This window comes from Photobacterium phosphoreum (assembly GCF_002954725.1).
Lineage (GTDB): Bacteria > Pseudomonadota > Gammaproteobacteria > Enterobacterales > Vibrionaceae > Photobacterium > Photobacterium phosphoreum.
Genome location: NZ_MSCQ01000002.1, coordinates 983,900 through 1,002,998, shown reverse-complemented (window position 1 = coordinate 1,002,998; position 19,099 = coordinate 983,900). Strand labels below are relative to the sequence as shown.

The following is a 19,099-nucleotide window of genomic DNA, read 5'->3' as shown; positions in this document are numbered from 1 at the left end:
GTTATCGATCTCCAGTACGCAGGCGTGGGTCTAACAGCACAATTAACAGATCAGCCATAAAGTTAAAGAACAACATAAACAAGGTCATCAGTAATAATTGGCCTTGTAATACTTGATAATCACGGGCGTGAATCGCGTTTAATAACACCGTTCCAAGACCGGGGTAGTTAAAGATCATTTCAACAATTAACTGACCACTGATGGCGGTGCCGAGCGCCATGGATAGGGCAGTGACACTTGGAAGCATCGCATTACGGGCAGCATAGTTAAAAATAACTCGATGCTCACTCAGTCCTTTGGCTTTCGCCATGGTGATAAAGTCTTCGTTAAGCAGGTTGATCATGTTGTTACGCATGCTAATTAGAAAGCCACCAATTTGACTGACAGTGGCACATAACAACGGCAGGGCAGCGTGATACATGACATCTTTATAAAATGCCCAACTTGACCAATCAGGCGTGGTGCCTGAGGTGTACGCATTACCAATAGGAAACCACTCTAAGCCAATGGCAAAGGTAAACATTACGAGCATTGCAATAACCACGGAAGGGATAGATTGCACTACTAGCGTACTCGGTGAGATAAAGGTGTCGTAATAACTGCCTCGACGCCAAGCGGCAAAAATACCCATAACTGAACCAAGACAAAACGATAAAATAACCGCTGTACCCGTGAGAAATAATGACCAGCCAATGGCACCGCCAAGCAAATCATTAACCGATAACGGATAAAACTTTATTGATGTTCCCCAGTGGCCGGTAAATATATTGGCAAGATACGAAAAATATTGCTCATATAATGGTCCATCCACAAAACCGAGCAGTTTTTTCATTGCTTCAATACGTTCAGGGCTAACATGGGAGGTCGCATTAGCAAACATCATTGTCACAGGATCACCTGGCATGGCGCGAGGTAATATAAAATTTAATGTTGCTGCAAATATTAGTGCGATAAAATAAAAAGATAATCGCCGAAAGAAAAAGCCCATCGTATTTATTCCTACTAAAGATTTTTATTGATCGTTAAATAGCACCGAAATTAAAAATGATGCCATTAAATAGCACCGTTAATAAAAATCAGAGATTAACCGCATGACAATAAATACCGCCACGGTTTAGATGACGGTATTTTTGTTATTATGCTTTTGGTTTTAAATCTAATACGTGTAATAAACGCTCAGGGACGCCAGCCCATGCTAAAGGACGACCTTTAGGATTGTCAGTACTCCACCAACCGGTATAACGGCTTTCATTAAATTGGTAGACATCGACGCCTGACATCACAGGAATAGTGATTTGGTTTTCGGCAATAATCTTTTGGATCTTATGCGCGATGACTTTTTGTTGGTCTTGATTAGCTGTTTTATAGAAGTTATCCAGTAATTGATCGAGATCGGTATTTTTAAAGAAGTGCATTGCAAAACGAGGCATGCTCGCACCTTCTTGATAACGTGAATGATAGGCACTGTTCCAGTAACGGTAAGGGTCAGCACCGTTAAAGTAGTTAGTGTAGGCCATATCATAAGTACCATTGGTCATCGCTTGGTTATATACCGCAAAGTCAGAGGTTTTGGCTTTAACATCAATACCTGCCATTTGTAGCTGCTCAACCCCAAGCTGCACTGTATTATTAAAGTCAGTCCAGCCTGTTGGTGATTGAATCGCAATCTCTATTTTTTGACCCGTTGGCGTTTCAACATAACCATCACCATCAATGTCTTTAAAGCCCGCTTTGGCTAACAGCGCTTTGGCATTATCAATGTTGTAAGTGTTAAAACCTTTGTATTGATTATAAATATCTTGGTTAGCCCAGAACTCTAACCCTTTGCCTAAGCCTGATGCGTAATCATTAACAATACCGTTGCCGTAAAAGGCAACATCAATGATTTTCTGGCGATCAATGGCCATTGATAACGCGCGACGGAAATCAAGGGTATTAATCGCTTCGTTATTACCTGGATGCGGTGTTTTAAAATTCATCATAAAAGATTGAGTACTTGCCGCAGGATACCAGTATTTATGATTTGGATTACGGGCTGAATATAGGGCATCAACATCAGGAATAAAAGCACTGGTCCAATCAAGCTCTGATTTGATTATTTTATTTAACAGCTGATCATTATTGGCAATTTGTGGTACCCGTAAACAGTCGACTTCAAGGTTGTCGTTATCCCAGTAATTAGGGTTACGGCATTGGACATACAATTGTGGAGTAAAGGTATCAATCTCGGTAAATGGACCTGAACCTACTGGGTTTTCATTAGTAAATAGTTCAGGTTTTTCAATATCTTTCCAAATGTGTTTAGGCACAATCGGAATGGTGGAGATTTCAAACGGTAAGTTAGAATTCGCTTCAGTTAATTCGAAAATAACCTTGTTGTCTTGTTGGCGAACACTTTTGATCCAGCGATCCATACTTTTCGGATCAAGCTCGGGTTTATCATGAATAAGTTGGAAGGAATACACTACATCATCAGCAGTAAACGGGGTGCCATCTGACCATTTAACGCCTTCGCGAATTTCAAAGGTTACTTGAGTGAGATCGTCAGACATATAGTAGTTTTTAGCTAATCGCATCACCGGTTTGTTGCCGTGCATTTGGTTAAAAACAACTAAAGGCTCATAAATAAAGTCGGTCGTGGTACGTAAATTGGTGGCAAGGTAAGGGTTAAAGTTACGTATCATAGTGGGATAAAAATCAGCCACTATGGTTAATTGGTTTTTTTCTGCAGCAAAAGTGGTTGGGGCACATAATGCCGCCAATATTGCTACCGTTAACGTATGCGCTTTATTTATGATCATGAATATTCCTTGTTATAAATGTAGGGTATTAATTCCGTATTAAGCATGATGTAAAGCAGAGTGAATATATCAATTACTATTGTTTGTTTTTAAATAAATAACTTTGAGTAGCATCTCAAATGCTATTTTTATTGTTATTTTATTTCTTGATTTGTTATCAGTGTCATTTTTAAAGATAAAGGTTAAATAGGTATAAATAATAGATAAATAAGCGATGTAATAAGATACGCATATAAAAATATGCGTATTTGTCTTATTAGTTATATGACTTAAATTATTTTATAAATTAATAGGTGCCTCGCAGGTGATATACGGTTAACTGCTGTTTTATGGTTTCAAAATCACAGTCACCAATATACTGAATGCGATGTTTAGTGCCCGTAATAGCGCTTGGCAATAAAGTAAAGCTGCTGTCGCTAAAGCGGCCTTGGCATTCAAGTTGGGGTTCAACAAATAATGCCGGATAGTCACAGTCTAACTCTAACCAAATGGTATCGTTATCTTGGTACCATTCAATCGTGATTGCAGGCTGTTGCAATTGTGCGTGTTTAAATAAACATGGGTAATGGTCATTTTTAGTCACACTACTATCAGCGCAGATTAAGCGAACATGATAAAACACTTGTTTAGTTTCTGTGGTTGTTAACTGTTCATCTGATTGCCATAAAATGGTACTGCTATCAGGGGCTAACTGAGTTTCTAGCGTCCAAGTTTCAAGCACATTACCTTGCCAATCTACCTTGATCACCGTTCCGCTAATCGGCATGGTATGGTGATGATCATTGACCACATGTAAACATAATGGTTGTTGTGGTTGCTGAATAAATGTCGCCATTACGGGGGCGAAGAAGCGCTTAGCATGGTGATGCAGTTGTTTCCAGCGACCAGTGTATTCAATACTTGACCATGAACTCACCGGCCAACAATCATTAAGTTGCCAGTAGAGAATGCCGCGGCAATGTTGTTTATGTGCTCGCCAAAATTCAGAGGCAGTCTTAATCGCTAATGCTTGTTGCACTTGGCTCAAATACAACATGTTGGCAAAACCAATAGGGAAGCGGAAATAGCGCGTAAACATTTCAGTGATAATGCTATTTCCGCGGCCATTCTTTTGATGTTGTTCAAACGTCGGTGAGGTAACGTTCCAATCTTCACTGTCAGCAAACGTTTTTACTGTTGGTAGAGAAGGCCACGATTGATAACCAAACTCAGAACAAAAACGCGGTTTAACACTGTGGTAAGCATCAAATGATTTGCCAGAATGCCACACATCCCAAAAGTGCATATCGCCACGGTTATCATCGTGCCATGCATCACCAAAGTCGAGTTCGCCATTACACGGTGAACTGGCCCAAAAACGACGGCTTGGATCGTATTGTTCAACTACTTGTTGCAGCATGCGATTTAAACGGTCGTAATTCACTACGTATTTTTCACGATTGTGTTTAGATTCGTCATACCAGCCAATCGCGCCAATAACTTCGTTATCACCACACCATAATGCCAAAGAAGGGTGATCGGCTAGGCGTTTAACTTGGTCAACAATTTCCAATTCAACATCGGCTAGAAATTCTGGGGTTGATGGGTATAACGCACAAGCAAACATCAGATCTTGCCATACTAATAATCCGAGTTCGTCGCACAACTCATAAAAAATATCATGCTCATACATGCCACCGCCCCAAACACGGATCATATTCATGTTAGCAGCTACCGCATCTTCTAATAGTTGACGGTAACGCTCAGGCGTTTGACGGCTAGGCAGGGCATCGAGTGGGATCCAATTGGCACCTTTGGCGGTAATTGCATTGCCATTAACCACAAATGTCATCGCACTGCCAATGGTATCGACTTGCGTATCTAAGGTTAATTGACGTAAACCAAGTTTTTTAGTGATGGTTTGGTTATTAAGGGTGACAGTTAATGGGTATAACGGCTGGTCGCCATAGCCTGCTGGCCACCATCGCTGTGGATCAGTCACAATAATAGTGGTGGTTACGGTTTGAATGCCTTTGTTTACATTATCAATGGCGATAGTGTGTACTTGCTCGTCAAAGTTAATTTCAACTGTTTGTGTGGTTTGTTCAACTAAGATGTCGCAATCAATCGTCAATGTAACTTCACAATTGCCATTCGGTAACCATGTTTGTTGGGTACGAACATGGTGTAAGCGGGTGCTATAAACAGGTGTTAAGGTTAGTGAGTGATATACACCTGTTGATAATAAACAAAGTCCCCAATCCCAACCCGCGTGACATTGGGTTTTACGAAGGGTATTCATGTGCGGAATTTGATTATTACCCACTGCCCATGGCACAGGGAACGGTAATAGTTCTGCACGTCGCTGTGCTTCGATATCATTACGCGCTAATGCAATGCTGATGTGATTAGTGCCTAATTGTAGATAGGGCAGAACATCGACTTGATAGAGACGAAACATATTGCTGCATGTCAAAACTTGCGTGCCGTTAATGCAAACCACGGCCATTGTGTCAACAAACGATAAATTCAAATCAATCGCGGTGGCAGTAAGCTGATCGGCTTCGATAGTGAACTCTCGTGTGAGTAACCATTCACTTTCGCCAACCCACTGAATCAAGGTTTCATTACTGCCATAGTAAGGTTGCGGCAATAATTCTGCGGCAATTAGGGCAGAGTGAACATCACCGGGTAAGGTGCACGTAGTATGTATATGAGAATGCTGTGGTGAAGTGAGCGTCCACTGACCATCTAATGAAATATGAGACACGTAACAATCCTTATTATTGTGTGAAAATGAAACGAGACGAAACACAATGAAATAGAAGTCTATTACGATATAAGACTAATTAGCAGTGGATTAAGCATGCAATCACTGGACTTTTGTATCAATTTGAATGAATTGTGACCGCCGTTGATCACTTTTGTCGCCTGCTACTATTGTTACAATTAACACTAATGACGATTTAATATTGAGATGACGCAAATAAAAAAGCAGTAGCGAAACTACTGCTTTACAGGCTTAGTGGACGCGGTATTCGGTGGGCGTTTTACCTGTTTTGCGTTTAAATACGCGACAAAAATAATTAGAATCATGGTAACCACACCGATTAGCGACTTCTTCTAAACGGAAGTTGTAGCGCTTTAACATAAACTTTGCCCGCTCTAAGCGTACCCACGCAATATAATCGGCAAACCGCATATGGCCTTCTTGACGAAATAAACGCGATAGATGATTCGGGGAAATATTAAACCGTTCAGCGACAGTATTACGGTTGATATTACGATGGAAATTTTCTTGAACGTAAATACAGATGCCTTTAAATAAATCTTGGCTACGGCGGGTGTTATCTGTCATCGGCATTTCAAGCATGTCTTTGCAGTAGCATAGCAACGCGATTAAGAGAAATTTATCAGCGGGTTGTTTTTTCTTTTCATGGGTTAAGCTCGATAATGCATTGAGAATATGATCAATAGCGTGACTGCTACGTTGTGGAACACTGTATTTTTGCACATCATAAAAGCCCTCTTCATTGGCGCGTTTACTGACCAAGCTAAACCCAAGCTGACTTTTACCAAATAATAAACTTAACACTGAGCATTCATGTTGCCAATCGGGTTTGTTCCATGCATTGGCAGGAATAAATAATGCCTCACCGACACCTAGGGTGACATTGGCAGCGTCTGGTTGTTGATTATCAAAGGTGTTGGCATAACGGCCTTTAAAGACTAATTCTAACCGAGGAAAGTTAACTTGATAGCTTGATTCAAGTGGTGGTAAAGAATCCCCCGCAAACCAGATATCGTTTAGAGATTCAAAATCAGAAATGGCACTATCAAGTAAATCGATAAAAATATTATGCATGTCTTGCGTCTACTTATTGTTATTTTTCATGGACGTGGACTAACCAATCAATAGCGGCTATTTGACGTACCTTATGTGTGAATGTGCGTATTATCATTGAGCCAGTGATTGTAAGCGATATAATGCTCTTGAAATTGTTATCTTGATGCCAGTTTATTTTGTCAACGTGGGGGTTATGCGTGTTTTTGAGCGATTATAGAAAAAGCCACCTTAAATAACGTGATCTAAGATGGCTTTACTAAAGGGGGAATAAAAGACACTGCTGTAAAATAGTGTCTTTGAGTACGATTAAGCTTGTGCTAGGTGAGCTTCAATTTTATCCATGATTTGTGGCGCTTTCTTAACAGCATCTGCCACACCAACACGTACAATCTTCTTACCTGCGAAACGCTCTTCGTTTTTAATTGCGATGTCTTTGGTTAGGATAATAATATCAGCGTCAGCAACGTCACTCATGGTGATTTCGTTTTCAATACCGATAGAACCTTGGGTCTCAACTTTAACATCCCAGCCTTTTGCTTTCGCTGCGATTTCTAACGCTTCTGCTGCCATGTATGTGTGTGCAACGCCTGATGGGCAAGATGTGATTGCTAATACTTTCATGTGAATCTCCAAATTTGTTATTTAATGCGGTTAGTACATTTAGTACATTTAGTACATTTAACGCGTTGATAAATGAATGCGATGTTATTAATCAAAACTTAGGTCTAGGTCATCAGAAGCTGCGGTTGGCGCTTTTTCTTCTTGACGGTCTGCGATAGGTTTCTTAAGGAAGTTAACCATTAAGGCTGTTGTTACCGAGCCTGCAATAATGGCGACGACGTAGAAGATACGACCATCAACAACAGGTAGGACAATCAGACCGCCCCAAGGTGCGTGGTTTAGGACACCGAATAAGAATGCGATGACGTTACCAACGATACCACCGACAACGATTGACGGGATTACACGTACTGGATCAGAGGCTGCGAATGGGATTGCACCTTCAGTGATACCGATACAGCCCATGATGCCAGCGGCTTTACCTGCTTCACGCTCTTCATCAGAGTAACGCTTAGGAGATAAAAGAGTTGCAAGGAACATACCTAGTGGTGGCACACAGATAGCAACACCTACACCACCCATTAACCAAGGTTGAGTACCGACTTGGGTTTGAGCAAACAGGGTTGCTACTTTGTTGATAGGGCCGCCCATATCGAATGCAGTCATACCACCAAGAATCACACCCAAGAATGCTTTAGATGTACCCGCCATGCCTTGAAGCCATGCGTTCATGCCTTCCATTGCCATTGCAATCGGCGCACCGATAACCCAGATAACAAGACCTGAAACAATGAACGTGCCACCAATAGGAAGAATAAAATAGGTTGAGATGGCTTTGAGTTTGTTTGATAGCGGAATACGTTTAAGTTGTAGAACCACGTAACCGGCAATGAAACCGACAATGATGGCGCCAATGAAACCGGCGTTAACTTGGTTAGCAAGGTAAGCACCAATCATGCCTGGTGCTAGTGCTGGACGGTCAGCGATAGAGTAAGCAATGTAACCACCTAGCACTGGGACGAATAATGTGAAACCTGCGATACCCATGTCCCAAAGGCCTTCAAGGAAAACACCTTGAGGTACAGCGCCTTTACCACCTAACATTACTGATAATGCAAGTAATACACCACCGGCAACAACGAACGGTAACATGTGACTGGTGCCCGTTAATAGGTGCCGTTTTAATTGCGACAATTGGTTTTTCATAAGAATAACTCCATTTCGTTATGACAATGTTGACCACGTATAAGGACAAGAACATAACAGGTTTAAGATGGCGGTAAGCCGTTTTGTTGGAGCTATTATGTGCGGCTAAAATAATTATCGGTATGGGATAAAGGGTGCATTTACTGGACATTTGTAACCAGCCAAATGAGTTGTGATTTAACTCTCAGGTTGACTATAGGGATAAGGAGATCTAGCGCACAGAACAAACGCTGATGGTGTTTATTTTTGATTGCAGCAATAAGAAAAGCAGTTTATGAGCGCAGTTTTATGGTGATTTTTATCATTAATAGGTAGGGATAGGTGGATTAATCTAACCGTAAGCGATATTGATCCGGTGTTGCTCCTGCGTATTTCTTAAATAAAGTAATAAACGGTGAGGCTTGGTGATAGCCCAAGGTGAGTGCGGTTTCGTTAACTGACATGCCTTGGCGCAGTAGATGCAGTGAATAGATAAATTTACGTCGCTGTCGCCATTCAGTAAAACTGATCCCCAATTTATTTTTATAATGACGCGCTAATGTACGTTCGGTGGTATGTAGCTGTTGTGCCCATTGTGCTAATGATAGGTTATTAATAGGGTTATGTTCTAATTCAACCAAAATTGGCTGTAATAGTTTATCTTCGCTGGTGGGTAAAAATTGGTCATGTTCTTCACACAGTAATACTTGATCAAACAATACCTTAATTAAGCGTTGATCTTGCTCGGTGGTGGCAACCGTAATGTTACGTTGACGGAGATCTTCAATGATGGCTGACATGATCGCACTGACCTCTAATAAACACGGGTAAGCAGGGAGCTGATTTGACAGTGGTGGACAAATATTCATTGAACAGTAATTAAGGCTGCGTCTAATATAGCTTTTATGCTCGGTCATTGCGGGTATCCACAACGCATATCGAGGTGGTGCTAAAAAGCGTTTACTGTGGGTGCTGAGTTCAATAATACCATTACTCACAAGGTGCAATTGTCCCCAGTAATGGCTATGGATTAAGGTGCTGGTATCGGGTTCAAACACTTCATGGACAAAAAAGATATCATCTGGTGGATTGTTATTATCAATAATAGGGTTGTAAATAGTTGTCATGCTTAGATCCAAATGATATTGATAATATATGAGTATATCAGTCATGATTTTTTAATCTAACCAACGAATTAATCTTATTGGTATAATTTTACCCTGAAATAATAATCTGCCGTGGAAGGATGAACCCATGGTGACAAAATGGTATTATCTGCGCCCGTTTTACCCCGTGACTCTTGGATAACTAAATGAATTTTGATCGTATTGTCTGTTTTGACCTCGAAATGTGCTGCTGGAATGATGGCCGTACATCGCGAACTGGTGAGATCATCGAAATTGGAGTGGCGGAACTGGATTTAAATACTGGGCGTATTGTACGACGTGCTCAACATTATGTTCGACCTGAACACGATGAAATTTCGCCGTTCTGTACTGAACTAACAGGTATTAAGCCCGATCTGATCGAGAAAAATGGTAAACCATTAGCTACAATTTTACGTTCGATTGAACAAAAGTTTGGTGGACGCCATAAGATCTATGCCGCTTGGGGTCATGATGATCGCATTTTAATGAAAGAGTGTGTCGCTAAAGAGCTAAAAGCGCCATTTCGTGAGTATTTAAATTTAGCGACGTTATTTAAATTACAACGCCACGTCACTAATAAGCGCTTAGGGCAACGTGCTGCAATGGAAATTGCTGGCCTAAGTTGGGAAGGGCGTCAGCACTCAGGCTATGTTGATGCTTATAACCTTGCGCGATTAGCGGCAACGATGTTCTGTGAAAAAGAACAATTAATCAACGATAAGTAATGATTGGTTCATAATTCATCTATTTTTATATTAAACCCTAAATTTCTTATACTGGCTCATGCGGTAAGAAATTTAGGGTTTTGTCATTTAAAACCATATTTGTTGCTTAAATACATAAATGTCCGACTAAGCATTTTCTATGTCCGATTACGAATATATATTTCTCATAGGAAATGACAAAATAGCGTTGTTATCTATTTCAATGCCCTTTATTGAAATGACTGTTTTATCTAAGGCCGACCATGTTCTATTTATTACCTTTTTTTACTGTTGCAATCTGGGCAGGGAATGCCATTGTCAATAAGATGGCATTTAGTGTCATCGATCCCGGTGCTATTTCGTTTTATCGTTGGTTTTTTGCTTTAGTCGCGTTAACCCCTTTTTTAGCTAAGTCTGTGTGGCGTGAACGAGCAATTATCAAACCGTATTTAGCAAAGTTGGCTTTTTTAGCCTTACTGGGCATGGTGCTTAACCAATCATTAGGCTATTTTGCTGCTGCAACGACTAGCGCAACCAATATCGCATTGATTATTTCATTAGTGCCATTAGTGAGTATGTTTTTAAGTGTGCCATTATTAGGCCAGCGATTATCACCGTTTGCACTCGTCGGGGCGGTTTTATCATTAAGTGGATTAGTGTTAATGCTAAGCCATGGCCATATCAGTAATTTGGTGAGTCAGGGCATTAAACAAGGTGATGGCTTAATGCTTATCGCTGCCGTGGTGTACGCATTATATTGTGTGTTGCTTAAACGCTGGAAAATGCCGATCACAAATTGGCACTCGGTGTATGTGCAATGCTTATTTGCGGTAGTAATGCTAACGCCATTATTGCTAACCAGCCATCGTATGGCTATTACCGCCGCTGCAGCACCGTTAATTATGTATGCGGCATTATTAGCATCAGTATTAGCACCATGGTTGTGGATGCAAAGTATTGAACGTTTGGGTGCAGACAGAACAGCAATGTTCATGAATTTATTGCCAATCATGGCGGCAGGTATTGCCAGTGTAATGTTAGGTGAGCAGTTACATACCTACCATTATGTCGGTGGCATTATGGTGTTATCCGGTGTGGCAATGGCGCAGAAACGCGCGAAAGCGAAGAAACAAGTTGACGCTGTTACTGCCTAATTTGAGTGGTTGTAATATAAAGAAAAACGCCGCAGTCATTAAGACTGCGGCGTTTTTTTTGTTATCAAATCACGCTATGTTCTAAATAAAAGCCAGTAAGGGTGAAATACACAGTAACACGCCAGTGACAATGATGAGGTTGGTAGCGGTACCTTTATATTTATGCAAAGCAGGTACTTGATAAACTAAATAAGCTGGAATTAGACAGCCAACAATACCAAATATCGGTGAACAGATTGAAGTGAATGATAGAATTGGAAGGTTTAAAGTAACCGCACCCCATGCAATCAGCACAATAAATACTGTGGTAAATTTATCAACCAACGCAGTGTTGATGTTATTGGTTTTAAATTTACGCTCTAACACGTTCATCGCTAAACCACGACAAGCTTCTTTAAAGGCAAGGAAAACCCCAAAGAATGATGTTACTACCGCAAAGAGATTGATCACAATACCGACAATCGTTGCTGAACTGCCCGGGAAATAATGGGCAATCATTGCAAGGGCTGAAATATTCAACTCCATCGCATGCTTTGCTTCTGTTTGGCTAATCGCGAACGTAAACGATACGGCAAAGAAAAATACGATAACGAATAAAATAGTAAACGCAATTTTCATGGCGCGGGTGGCTTTATAGCGCGCCACTTCAATCGATTTTTCATGTGAGCGGTAAGAGATAACCATCGGGCTCAATGATTGAATAAACAGAATTGATGTTAGGGTAAATGGCAACGTAATAATGGCATTTTTAAGCATTAAACCCCAGTTTTCAACCGGTGTGAGGTTGGCAAGGCTCCACTGAGGCACTAATAATACCCCCATTACTGCGACTAATAGCAGAACGGTAACCGCCATAAAGCCTGAGATTTTAAATAAGAATTTTTCACTTTTAGAGCCGATATAACTCAATAAACTAATTAACGCTAACCCATAAAAGGCATTATGGTTTAGCGGTGTTTCGGTTACACCAAAAGAGTGTAGATAAGAGGCGCTATCGTTGGTAACTGTTAATGAATAAACCAACACCCAAATCACTAACATTAAGAAATAAAGGATCCCTAATGTAATGCCCCAGTTTTTACCTAAATAGCCAGAAATAACCCCTGGGTAATCAGTACATTTTTTCGATTCTGCTAAGGTATTAATAAATAATTTTTGGAATAAATACATCGCTGGGTAGCCAATCACTGCAGAAAGCAAAAAGACCCATAGCCCCATAACGCCAACTTGAACAGGTAAGAACACAATACCTGCCCCAACGGCCATACCAATGCTCATTACGATCCAACCGATGTCTACATTGTCAAATTTGATCGCTTGTTGCCACTGCTCTTTAGTCATATTTGCTCGAACATGCAATGGCGTATTCGTTGTTGCTGGAGATATATTGACTGTTTGGTTCATATTAATTTCAGCCTTGAATAGTTAACCAAATTACTGTGTTTGGTTTATTATTTTTACGGCATTACTGCCGACCTTATTCACGTTTTTTTAGAAATATAAATATAACGAAAGCGCAGCTAAAATGAGTAGTGGTTGCTCATGAAACGTACTTTAAGTTGATGTTATTTAAATATTTTAGAACCACTTATCAAAAACGATTTTAATACGTAAACGCACAAAATATCGTAATGGAAAAATGCACAATAGTGCGATTTTTTATTGAGTTTGAGGGTGGTTTTTTTAATAGCGTTTGTGCTGTTTACGACGGGATTATTGCGCTAATGACGTATTTTTTAAATAACTAGAAGTGATTACATATAGCTAAAAGGAATATAAACAAGGGGGGAAATGCAGTTTTTACTGTTTTTTGCTGATAATGCTACAAATTAGGTAATATAATCCTCTAGATAAACATAAAAAAGCAACGTAGTTACCTAGCTTTATATGTATATCTAGAGGAGTTAACCATTACCTTGGTGAAGGTATGGTTATTTATTAATCATAATATCAAGGATCTGCACATCAGTTTGGGTCATAGATCCATTAGCCAGTGCGGATAGATTGCGAATAGTACTGTCAACATCGTGTGCCACAATACCTTCATTACCTGTTACGCCAATACCGTCTAATGCCATTAATGCAGATTTTATTGCAGAGCCTGCTGACGATGAGACTTTCATCGCGCAACTGGTTTTTGCACCATCACAGATCATGCCAGCAATATCACCAATCATGCTGTTAATAGCTGCACTGATTTGTTTAATGTCACCACCCAGTAACCATGTCATGCCAGCTACTGCACCCATTGATGCCGTGGTTGCACCACATAATGCGGATAATTTATTTTGGTAGCTTTTAATATAAATAGCCATCAGATGTGACAGCATTAATGCACGAATAAGTTGTTCATCGTCGGCTTTAATAAATTCGGCAACTACAACAACAGGCATCGTTGCTGCGATACCTTGGTTACCTGAGCCTGAATTACTCATCGCAGGTTTCATTGCTCCCCCCATGCGAGCATCGGAAGCGGCAGCAGTACGCAGTAATACGTCAGTTAATAAGCCCCCTGCAAGTAAACCACGTTCAACACTGCGCTGGAACGTTGCGCCCACTTGAAGGCCATAATTACCGTGTAACCCTTCAATAGAAAGATCGTTGTTGAGTTGGTAAGCCTGCTTAATAAATGCAATATCGGCTAATGGTGCTTGGGTAGCAAAGTCAAAAATATCTTGCGCACAGGCATTAATAAAAGGGTTATTGCTAATGGTTTTTTTTGCTGCTTGTGAGGTATTTTGTGGATCGGCGATATAGGTCGTGATTCCGTCTTCTTCAATGGCTAATACATGGGTATGGCTATCTGCAATCGTGACACTTGCAGAATGATGCTCACTAAAGATAGTGACCTTGGAATAAAGAATATTGCTGACATTAGCAACACTGACGGTCACCATTTTTTTATCAAGCATTGTTTTTGCTATAGCAACATCGTCAGCGGTTAGATTTTTAAGGACTTCTAATTGGGCGTTGCTATCTCCAGCGACAGCGCCAGCAGCAGCAGCTATCTCTAGTCCGACCATACCCGTTCCAGGAACAGTTACACCCATGCCATTTTTCATTAAATTAGCAGAAACAAGGACATTAATAGCAGTAATGTCTTGATAATTCATCTTGAGCTTATTGACGGCAATTGCTGTGGCTAATGCGACTGATACCGGTTCCGTACAACCTAGAGCAGGAACAACATCGCGTTTTACAACATCAATAAATGCAGGCCAAAGTGTGTTTTTCATTGCAATCACCTAACGCTCTATAGAGAAGAGTCAAAAATTACTGATAAAGCAAATATTAATATTTGCGAAGTAAATAAATGGCTAACGTTACATGTTAGTCAATGATAATGAGTATACATTTAGTTACAAAGAAAAAAATCGTATAATCCTTATATATAGAAAGGTTAAATAGAATATTTTTCTACTTATGTTTGTTGTTGCAGGATATTTGTTGTGTGTGTCACGTTTTTGTTGGTAATATTTTTCATGTCATCAATAAAGTATTTTCATGGTGGTTATGAGAGATTATTGTCGTACGGGCGAAAAATCAGTTTATGGTGGCGGGAATGGTTATTTTTTCGGTATCATTATCACTTCAATGATCACCTAAAGGTTGAGAATAATAGACTCAGCCTTTTTTATTTATTAAAAAAGTAAACGTTTGCGTTGGCGGAAGGTGAGGATTAACGGCCAACAATAATGGATTTAAACCAGACAATTATAGGAAGCCATCATGTCTGTTGACAGTACACATAACACCCCTAATGAATCCACTCGTGGTTTAGATCGTTATTTTCAAATTACTGAGCGCGGTAGTAGCGTTAAACAAGAAATTATCGCAGGGTTAACCACCTTTTTAGCCATGGTCTATTCCGTGATTGTGGTACCAAGTATGTTGGGTGCTGCAGGGTTTAACCAAAGTGCAGTCTTTATCGCAACCTGTTTAGTAGCAGCATTTGGTTCATTGTTAATGGGGTTATGGGCACGTTTACCAATGGCAATTGGCTGTGCGATATCATTAACAGCTTTTACCGCCTTTAGCTTAGTGCTTGGGCAAGGGGTCTGTATTCCAGTTGCATTAGGTGCAGTATTTTTGATGGGAGTCGTGTTTACTTTTATTACTGTGACCGGTATTCGTGGTTGGATCATGAGAAATATGCCGACAGGGATTGCACATGGTACGGGTATCGGTATTGGGTTGTTTTTATTATTGATTGCCGCTAACGGTGTTGGTCTGGTTATTAAAAATCCACAAGCGGGTTTACCGGTGGCTTTTGGTGATTTTATGTCACTGCCCGTTATTATGTCGTTAGTGGGTTTAGCCGCAATTATTGGACTTGAAAAACGTCGAGTGCCAGGTGGTATTTTATTGGTGATTATTGCTATTTCCGTCTTTGGATTGATTTTTGATCCAAATGTGAAATATCACGGTTTATTTGCTTTACCAACATTTGGTGGTGACGGTTCATTATTAGGCTCTCTTGATATCATGGGCGCGCTAAATCCAGTAATTTTACCTACGGTATTAGCATTAGTGATGACGGCTATTTTTGATGCAACAGGGACAATTCGCGCTGTTGCAGGCCAAGCTAATTTATTGACAGAGCGCGGTAATATTATCAGTGGCGGTAAAGCATTAACGGCCGATTCTGTCAGTAGTATTTTTGCAGGTTTTGTTGGTGGCTCACCCGCTGCGGTTTATATTGAATCTGCGGCAGGTACAGCCGCTGGCGGTAAAACGGGTTTGACGGCAACAACCGTGGGACTGCTGTTTGTCATGATGCTGTTTTTAGCGCCACTCAGTTCTTTAGTACCTTCTTACGCAACGGCACCAGCATTAATGTATGTCGGATTATTAATGCTCAGTAATGTGAGTAAGCTGGATATGGACGATTCTGTTGATGCATTATCAGGGTTGTTATGTGCAGTTTTCATCGTGCTAACAGGTAATATTGTCACCGGTATTATGCTGGGGTTTGTAAGCCTTGTGATTGGCCGTGTGGTATCAGGTGATTTTAAACGACTTAATATTGGTACGGTTATTATTGCAATAGCATTAGTGGTGTTCTATGCCGGAGGCTGGGCTATTTAAGTCAAGATTACCGTGCTGTTCTTTTGCTTAAAATAAAAACGAACCCGCGAGCTAACCGTGGGTTCGTTTTTATTTATGGTGTTATTTGGGTTGGTTAGATGCGGTTACTGACAAATTACAACGATCAATATAAGACACATGCCTATCAATTGTTATCCATAATGACCATTTATCATCCTTGATAATCTAATTTGATGCTTTAGAGTGATCAAAAATGAGATCTTGCTTTTCGAGATCAATATAATGTCTCTTTTAATTGATTAATTTAAAATTATCGAAATATAGACAAAATAATAAAATCCCGTCATTTGATTGCGATAAAGTGACAGTTAAAATATAAAAGCATATTAAATCAGTGTATTAGTATTTTTTTTATGGCGAAACACTCACCGTGAAAGCCTCAAGTCATGTAAAAGCAGAGTGTAATAAGCACTTTTGATGACAGTGATTTTTAATTCACTCTATTTGTGTATCTAACGTTGCAATTTACATGGGATGACAATTAATTTTATGCTGGTAAATTTAAAAAGAAGACGAGTTACCTTAGGGTTTTGTCATTATTTTATTATTTATTCGACGTTGAGGTTAACTATGAAAGTTGTTATTGAGATTTTAGAATCAGGTACATACCAAGATCAAGTATGGGAAGGTACATTCCTATCTACTAAAGGTGAGTTGCGTGCAGTAACACCATCTTATGCAGCGCAACTGATTGGTCAGGCAAAAGCAGCGCTTTATCTTGATGATCATGGGGAAATGAAATTTGCATAACTACCTAAATGGTATTAAATATTAGAAATGGCGTTTCTATTGGTTAAAATAGAAACGCCATTTTTGTTTTAAGTGGTATATGCATTTTCTGGTAATATTTACAATGTAAATTTATTATTAATCAAGCTGTTATTTAAAGTTGATCGTATTAAAATATGGGTTTTTCGTTATAGCGGTTATGGATGATAGTGTATCAAGCACGACAGATTGCTGTTGTTCTTTAATCTGTAACATCATACATTCTTCACGATGTTGATTATAAAACGTATCGTGTGCAATACCGATAATATGGCTACCGTCATTCAGTGTTAGATCAACGCTCAAATGATGCATACAAGCTATTTCGATATAATCATGGTGGTGACAACTTAACATGTGATGATCCTTATAGCGTTTATAATCATATAGATCAATGAGATAAATAGGTTATCGAAATAAATTCAATAGGTTATGTATAAAGGTTAATAGCATGCCTAAAAAATCCATTAGTCCCGTAATCGATAAATACATCGTGATATCTAATTTGTGAAGAATAAGATAAACAATAGCAAAAGGGGAATGTTAAAAGATCCCCTTTATCATCATTTTATGCGTTTATTTTAAATGCGTAAAAATCAATTGCCCAATTTTTGCTATTGCTGCATTAAGATCAGCCATTGGTTTTCCTGTTTGCGCTAAATAAATACTGATCATGATTGGTTGCTTACCTTGTTGCCACACTGCCGCAGTGATCCCACGAGAACCATACGTGCTGTCATAACCTGAACGATCGGCAATATGCCAACCTACAGGTAAAGCTGCGCGCAATAATGAATCAGAGACTTTGTTATCCATCATCCATTGTTTTAGCTGTGTACGTGCTGTTTCTGATAACGCATGACTATAGAGTAAGCTATATAAAGTAGAATTCATGGCAATAGGGGTGGTGGTATCACGCAGTTCAGCCGCACTAACATTATTCACATTCGGTTCAATACGATCAAGACGGGTTGTATCATCATCTAACGTGCGTATAAATTGGGTTACACTTTTAGGCCCACCAATATTATTAAGCACCAGATTAGCCGCAGTATTGTCACTGGTTAGCATCGTTGCATCACACAGCTGAGCCAATGTCATGCTAGTGCCGACACGATCAGTTGTTACTGGCGCATAGCTTAAAATATCACTTTGCTTGATCATAATAGGCTGGTTTAAGTCAACACGCTTAGTATCTGCTTGATGTAATAAATCTGCACAAGCTAACGTCTTAAAGGTACTCATCATTGGAACGCGTTGTTCACCATGATAGCTCCAGCTTGTATTGGTATTGGCGTTATAGACCGCAACAGCGACTGTGCCTCCAAGCTGTTGCTCAATGTTCGTCAACGCAGGTTCAATTTGGCTAATTTGTGCTGATGCTAACTGACTAAAAGAGAGTAGCAGGGTACTAGCGATAAAGCGCAGTTTCATAATAGAGCCTTGGTGTTAATTTCGAGGGTTAAATTGTACTGATATTGTGGCTGATGTCTTCGGTAAATTGTTAGTCATTGTAAACAGAGGCCAGTGTTCAAAGCGTATTTAAACAAGTGTATTTTTTGATAAACGGCAGAGTTTTAATTTTGATGGTCGCCAATGATTTAATTCTGGATGATTAATGTCTTAATTGGCAATGTTTTGTTTAAAAAATAGCTAGTTAGAACTTTTTTGTGTTTTTCTTCTTTACAGCCGCCGCTGAGAACTATACTATTTACCGCAATGGAGAGATGGCTGAGCGGTTGAAAGCACTGGTCTTGAAAACCAGCATACGTTTATAGCGTATCTAGGGTTCAAATCCCTATCTCTCCGCCAAATTTAATTGTTGAGTTTCGACTTGGCGATA

At 39.8% G+C, this 19,099-nt stretch carries 15 protein-coding genes and 1 tRNA gene; 5 read left to right on the top strand and 11 right to left on the bottom strand.

The window, feature by feature from the left end; all coding sequences use genetic code 11:
• Position 1: 1 nt before the first annotated feature.
• From BTO21_RS16385 to BTO21_RS16355, 7 genes are all read right to left on the bottom strand, one after another.
• Positions 2 to 988: an ABC transporter permease gene (locus BTO21_RS16385; RefSeq protein WP_045031477.1), complete on the bottom strand. Its 987-nt coding sequence runs from the start codon at positions 986 to 988 to the stop codon at positions 2 to 4.
• Positions 989 to 1,136: 148 nt separating this feature from the next.
• On the bottom strand, positions 1,137 to 2,801 hold the full coding sequence (locus tag BTO21_RS16380) for an ABC transporter substrate-binding protein (RefSeq protein ID WP_045031479.1): 1,665 nt from the start codon (positions 2,799 to 2,801) through the stop codon (positions 1,137 to 1,139).
• A 286-nt stretch (positions 2,802 to 3,087) separates the two neighbouring features.
• Positions 3,088 to 5,550: a beta-mannosidase gene (locus BTO21_RS16375; RefSeq protein ID WP_045031481.1), complete on the bottom strand. Its 2,463-nt coding sequence runs from the start codon at positions 5,548 to 5,550 to the stop codon at positions 3,088 to 3,090.
• A 252-nt stretch (positions 5,551 to 5,802) separates the two neighbouring features.
• Complete coding sequence (locus tag BTO21_RS16370) at positions 5,803 to 6,645, bottom strand: helix-turn-helix transcriptional regulator (RefSeq protein ID WP_045031483.1); 843 nt, start codon at positions 6,643 to 6,645, stop codon at positions 5,803 to 5,805.
• Positions 6,646 to 6,933: 288 nt separating this feature from the next.
• The gene (locus BTO21_RS16365; RefSeq protein ID WP_045031485.1) at positions 6,934 to 7,248 is read right to left on the bottom strand and encodes a PTS fructose-like transporter subunit IIB; all 315 of its coding nucleotides are present in this window, start codon (positions 7,246 to 7,248) and stop codon (positions 6,934 to 6,936) included.
• A gap of 87 nt (positions 7,249 to 7,335) precedes the next feature.
• A complete protein-coding gene (locus BTO21_RS16360) occupies positions 7,336 to 8,394 on the bottom strand; it encodes a PTS fructose transporter subunit EIIC (RefSeq protein WP_045031487.1) in 1,059 nt (352 codons plus the stop codon).
• A gap of 326 nt (positions 8,395 to 8,720) precedes the next feature.
• Positions 8,721 to 9,500 carry an AraC family transcriptional regulator gene (locus BTO21_RS16355; protein WP_045031489.1) on the bottom strand — a complete coding sequence of 260 codons (780 nt, stop codon included), beginning with the start codon at positions 9,498 to 9,500 and terminating at the stop codon, positions 8,721 to 8,723.
• Between the two features lie 185 nt (positions 9,501 to 9,685).
• Here BTO21_RS16355 and BTO21_RS16350 point away from each other — a divergent pair, with 185 nt between their 5' ends.
• Together BTO21_RS16350 and BTO21_RS16345 are read left to right on the top strand one after the other, a co-directional pair.
• Complete coding sequence (locus BTO21_RS16350) at positions 9,686 to 10,246, top strand: 3'-5' exonuclease (protein ID WP_045031492.1); 561 nt, start codon at positions 9,686 to 9,688, stop codon at positions 10,244 to 10,246.
• 242 nt (positions 10,247 to 10,488) lie between these two features.
• Positions 10,489 to 11,379 (top strand): DMT family transporter, encoded by an 891-nt coding sequence (locus BTO21_RS16345; protein WP_045031494.1) that lies wholly within the window; start codon positions 10,489 to 10,491, stop codon positions 11,377 to 11,379.
• An 81-nt stretch (positions 11,380 to 11,460) separates the two neighbouring features.
• On the opposite strand, the gene BTO21_RS16340 is transcribed toward BTO21_RS16345, so the two are convergent.
• Both BTO21_RS16340 and BTO21_RS16335 read right to left on the bottom strand, forming a co-directional pair.
• Positions 11,461 to 12,720 carry an SLC5/6 family protein gene (locus BTO21_RS16340; RefSeq protein ID WP_105026963.1) on the bottom strand — a complete coding sequence of 420 codons (1,260 nt, stop codon included), beginning with the start codon at positions 12,718 to 12,720 and terminating at the stop codon, positions 11,461 to 11,463.
• Between the two features lie 590 nt (positions 12,721 to 13,310).
• Entirely contained in the window at positions 13,311 to 14,615 is a 1,305-nt protein-coding gene (locus BTO21_RS16335) for an L-cysteine desulfidase family protein (protein ID WP_045031498.1), read from the bottom strand.
• A gap of 493 nt (positions 14,616 to 15,108) precedes the next feature.
• Here BTO21_RS16335 and BTO21_RS16330 point away from each other — a divergent pair, with 493 nt between their 5' ends.
• On the top strand, positions 15,109 to 16,467 hold the full coding sequence (locus tag BTO21_RS16330) for an NCS2 family permease (protein ID WP_105026915.1): 1,359 nt from the start codon (positions 15,109 to 15,111) through the stop codon (positions 16,465 to 16,467).
• Between the two features lie 591 nt (positions 16,468 to 17,058).
• Entirely contained in the window at positions 17,059 to 17,238 is a 180-nt protein-coding gene (locus BTO21_RS16325) for a hypothetical protein (protein WP_045031501.1), read from the top strand.
• A gap of 129 nt (positions 17,239 to 17,367) precedes the next feature.
• Here BTO21_RS16325 and BTO21_RS16320 read toward each other — a convergent pair whose 3' ends face one another.
• Entirely contained in the window at positions 17,368 to 17,613 is a 246-nt protein-coding gene (locus tag BTO21_RS16320) for a Rho-binding antiterminator (protein ID WP_045031503.1), read from the bottom strand.
• A 219-nt stretch (positions 17,614 to 17,832) separates the two neighbouring features.
• Complete coding sequence (bla, locus tag BTO21_RS16315; protein WP_045031507.1) at positions 17,833 to 18,690, bottom strand: class A beta-lactamase; 858 nt, start codon at positions 18,688 to 18,690, stop codon at positions 17,833 to 17,835.
• A 287-nt stretch (positions 18,691 to 18,977) separates the two neighbouring features.
• On the opposite strand from bla, the gene BTO21_RS16310 reads away from it, so the two are divergent.
• Positions 18,978 to 19,068 (top strand) — tRNA-Ser (locus BTO21_RS16310).
• Positions 19,069 to 19,099: the final 31 nt, after the last annotated feature.

Coding starts and splice junctions, on each gene's coding strand:
- BTO21_RS16335 (WP_045031498.1), bottom strand. CDS start 14,615: ATGAAAAACACACTTTGGCCTGCATTTATTGATGTTGTAAAACGCGAT.
- BTO21_RS16355 (WP_045031489.1), bottom strand. CDS start 9,500: ATGACAACTATTTACAACCCTATTATTGATAATAACAATCCACCAGAT.
- bla (WP_045031507.1), bottom strand. CDS start 18,690: ATGAAACTGCGCTTTATCGCTAGTACCCTGCTACTCTCTTTTAGTCAG.
- BTO21_RS16345 (WP_045031494.1), top strand. CDS start 10,489: ATGTTCTATTTATTACCTTTTTTTACTGTTGCAATCTGGGCAGGGAAT.
- BTO21_RS16325 (WP_045031501.1), top strand. CDS start 17,059: ATGAAAGTTGTTATTGAGATTTTAGAATCAGGTACATACCAAGATCAA.
- BTO21_RS16340 (WP_105026963.1), bottom strand. CDS start 12,720: ATGACTAAAGAGCAGTGGCAACAAGCGATCAAATTTGACAATGTAGAC.
- BTO21_RS16370 (WP_045031483.1), bottom strand. CDS start 6,645: ATGCATAATATTTTTATCGATTTACTTGATAGTGCCATTTCTGATTTT.
- BTO21_RS16320 (WP_045031503.1), bottom strand. CDS start 17,613: ATGTTAAGTTGTCACCACCATGATTATATCGAAATAGCTTGTATGCAT.
- BTO21_RS16330 (WP_105026915.1), top strand. CDS start 15,109: ATGTCTGTTGACAGTACACATAACACCCCTAATGAATCCACTCGTGGT.
- BTO21_RS16350 (WP_045031492.1), top strand. CDS start 9,686: ATGAATTTTGATCGTATTGTCTGTTTTGACCTCGAAATGTGCTGCTGG.
- BTO21_RS16385 (WP_045031477.1), bottom strand. CDS start 988: ATGGGCTTTTTCTTTCGGCGATTATCTTTTTATTTTATCGCACTAATA.
- BTO21_RS16365 (WP_045031485.1), bottom strand. CDS start 7,248: ATGAAAGTATTAGCAATCACATCTTGCCCATCAGGCGTTGCACACACA.
- BTO21_RS16380 (WP_045031479.1), bottom strand. CDS start 2,801: ATGATCATAAATAAAGCGCATACGTTAACGGTAGCAATATTGGCGGCA.
- BTO21_RS16360 (WP_045031487.1), bottom strand. CDS start 8,394: ATGAAAAACCAATTGTCGCAATTAAAACGGCACCTATTAACGGGCACC.